Here is a 3,237-nt window from a genome sequence, read left to right as displayed (position 1 = left end):
TGCGCCAGCACATGGCCGACGCCCGCACCCGCCACCACGCCTGGATCCGCGAACACGGCGTCGACCTGCCCGAAGTCGCCGACTGGACCTGGAACCCCTGAGCGTCCCTCACCCCGGAAGGAAGCCACGACCATGACCGTACGTGTTGGCATCAACGGCTTCGGCCGCATCGGCCGATCGTATCTGCGCGCCGCCCTCGACCGGGCCGAAGAAGGCATCCAGGACGTCGAGGTCGTCGCCATCAACGACATCGCGTCGCCCGCCACACTGGCCCATCTGCTCGAGTACGACTCGACCTTCGGGCACATCGGACGTGATGTCCGGCACGACGACAACTCCATCACGGTCGACGGCCGACGCATCGCCGTCTCCGCCGAGCGCGACCCGGCGGGCCTGCACTGGTCGGACTACGGCGCCGGAATCGTCATCGAATCCACCGGCCGCTTCCGCGACCGCGACGCCGCGGCCCTGCACCTGAAGGGCGGAGCGCACACCGTGCTGCTCTCGGCGCCCGGGAAGGGCGTGGACGCCACCATCGTGATGGGCGTCAACGACCGGGATTACGACCGGCACCGCGACCGGATCGTCTCCGCCGCCTCCTGCACCACCAACTGCGTCGCCCCGATGGTGAAGGTGCTCGACGACGCCTTCGGTGTGGAACGCGGCGTGATGACCACCATCCACGGCTACACCAACGACCAGTCCCTGCTCGACGGTCCGCACAAGGATCTGCGCCGGGCCCGCTCGGCGGCCCTGAGCATCATTCCCACCAGCACCGGAGCCGCCCGCGCCGTGGGCCTGGTGATGCCGGAACTGGCCGGCGCACTGGACGGCATCGCCGTCCGGGTGCCCGTGGAGGACGGATCGCTCACCGACCTCGCCGTCGTTCTCACCCGGTCGGCGACCGAGGAAGAGATCAACGACGCCTTCGAGGCGGCCGCGGCGGGCCCGCTCCACGGCATCCTGCGCGTCTCGAAGGCCCCGATCGTGTCCCGGGACATCATCGGCGACCCGGCCTCCTGCGTCTTCGACCCCGCCCTCACCCAGGCCAACGGCACGCTGGCCAAGGTCTTCGGCTGGTACGACAACGAGTGGGGCTACACCAACCGTCTCCTGGACCTCACGGCCCTGGTCGCGGACGACTGACGCGCCAGTAAGGGGGCACCGCGCTCCCGTGCACCGCGCTCCCGTGCACCGCGCTCCCGTGCGCCGTGCGCCGTGGACCGTGGACCGGGACGATCGGCGGCGCGCGGGGCTTACCGGCCCTCCCTCCACCCCCGGACAGCCCCTGGGAGCACCCTCCGGTCCGCCGGACGATCGAAGTGTCGAAGAAGAAGGTCGAAGAAGAAGGAAGAAGAAGGAGGAGGAGACCTGCGATGACGGACGAGCTGCTCCATCGGCCTTCGGTCCACGCCCTGCTCGCGGACGGCACCACGGTGTGCATCCGTCCGGTAGTGGCGGGTGACCACGATCAGCTGCAGGGCCTCTACGAGGAGATGTCGCCGGAGAACCTCCGCCTGCGGTTCTTCGGGGCGAGCCGTCGGTCCGCCGCCATGGCCGCCGACCGTGCCTGCGCCCCGGCGCACCCCGGCTACCAGGCTCTGCTGGCCGAGGCGCACGGACAGGTCATCGGTCTCGCCGAGTACGACACCGGCGGAGCGAAGGACGACGCGGAGATCTCCATCGCCGTCGCCGACGGACTGCACCACCGGGGCGTGGGCACCCTGCTCGTCGAGCATCTCGTCTCGGCGGCGCGGGCCGAAGGCATCACCACCTTCACCGCCGACGCGCTCGGCGAGAACCGAGAGGTACTGCGACTCTTCGCCGACCTGGGCCTGCGCACCACCCGCCGTTTCGAAGGGCCGGAAGTGCGCTGCACCATCGGGCTCGAGGCGGACGACACCTACCTGTCGGCCGTCGAGGCCCGTGGCCGGGCCGCCGACGTGGCCAGCCTCCAGCCGCTGCTGCGGCCCGACGCCGTCGCCGTCGTCGGGGCCGGACGCACGCCCGGGTCGGTGGGGCGCGCCGTACTTCACCACCTGCGCACGGGCGGCTTCACCCGCCGGCTGTTCGCCGTGAACCCCAGGGTGACGTCGGTTCTCGGTGTGCCGTCCTATCCGTCCGTCAGCGCCCTGCCGAAGACCCCCGACCTCGTGGTCGTGGCCCTACCGGCCGCCGCGGTCCCGGCCGTCGCCGAGGAATGCGGCAGGGCCGGCGTGCGCGCGCTCGTCGTCGTAACCGCCGGGCTCGACCCCTCCCAGGCTCGGGCGCTGCTCGGTAGCTGCCGCACCTACGGCATGCGTCTCGTCGGCCCCAACTGCCTCGGTGTCTCGAACATGGACCCGGAGTTGCGCCTCGACGCGACGTTCGCCGCCGACCACCCCCGCCCCGGGACGGCCGGTGTCGCCGTGCAGTCCGGCGGGGTCGGTATCGCACTGCTCGACGGACTGTCCCGGCTGGGCATCGGGGTATCGTCCTTCGTGTCCCTGGGCGACAAGTACGACGTCAGCGGCAACGACATGCTCCAGTGGTGGGAGACCGACAGCCGTACCGACCTCGCGCTGCTGCACCTGGAATCCTTCGGCAACCCGCGGGCCTTCTCCCGTACCGCCCGGCGCGTGACGCGCCGCATCCCGGTGCTGACCGTCGACGCCGGCCGCACGGACGCGGGCCGTAAGGCGGCCGCCTCGCACTCCGCGGCCGCCGCCACTCGCACCATGACCCGCCGGGCCCTGTTCACCCAGGCCGGCATCACCGCGACCCGATCGATCGGCGAACTCCTGGAAGCCGCCGCCCTGTTGCACTCACAGCCACTGCCGGAAGGGTCCCGCGTCGCGATCGTGACCAACGCGGGCGGCGTGGGCGTCCTGACGGCCGACGCCTGCGTGGAGGCGGGCCTGGCCCTCCCACCCTTCACACCGACGACGGTCGACGAACTGCTCGGCGTGCTGCCGGACGGCGCCGCCGTCGGAAACCCGGTCGACGCCACCGCCGCGGTGTCCGAGGAACAGCTCAAGGAGTGTGTGGACCGCCTCGCCCGGTGCCCGGGTGTCGATGCCGTCATCGTGGCTCTCGTGCCCACGGCGGTCGCCGCGGCCACCGGAGACGACCTGACACGTGCGCTCACCGCGGCGCCCGCACGGCGGGACCGGCCAGTGATCGCCGTACGTCTGGAGCAGGACCTGCCGGTACGGCTGCTGCCCGCCGCCGGCGGCGCGACGATCCCCTCGTACCTGG

2 protein-coding genes are annotated in these 3,237 nt (G+C 71.8%); both read left to right on the top strand.

What is annotated here, in order from left to right; translation table 11 throughout:
- Window positions 1-132: 132 nt before the first annotated feature.
- Window positions 133-1,146: a type I glyceraldehyde-3-phosphate dehydrogenase gene (gene gap, locus ACFW2E_RS44125; RefSeq protein WP_384477006.1), complete on the top strand. Its 1,014-nt coding sequence runs from the start codon at window positions 133-135 to the stop codon at window positions 1,144-1,146.
- A gap of 230 nt (window positions 1,147-1,376) precedes the next feature.
- Window positions 1,377-3,237, top strand: a 1,861-nt coding sequence (locus ACFW2E_RS44120; protein ID WP_384477003.1) for a GNAT family N-acetyltransferase, incomplete at its 3' end; no start/stop codon positions are given.

This window comes from Streptomyces sp. NPDC058964 (assembly GCF_042741275.1).
GTDB lineage: Bacteria > Actinomycetota > Actinomycetes > Streptomycetales > Streptomycetaceae > Streptomyces.
The sequence above is the reverse complement of the archived record's forward strand: the minus strand, read 5'-3'. Positions and strand labels throughout refer to the sequence as shown.

Excerpts from the sequence above, each read along its gene's own strand:
- gap (WP_384477006.1), top strand. The coding sequence starts at position 133 with ATGACCGTACGTGTTGGCATCAACGGCTTCGGCCGCATCGGCCGATCG.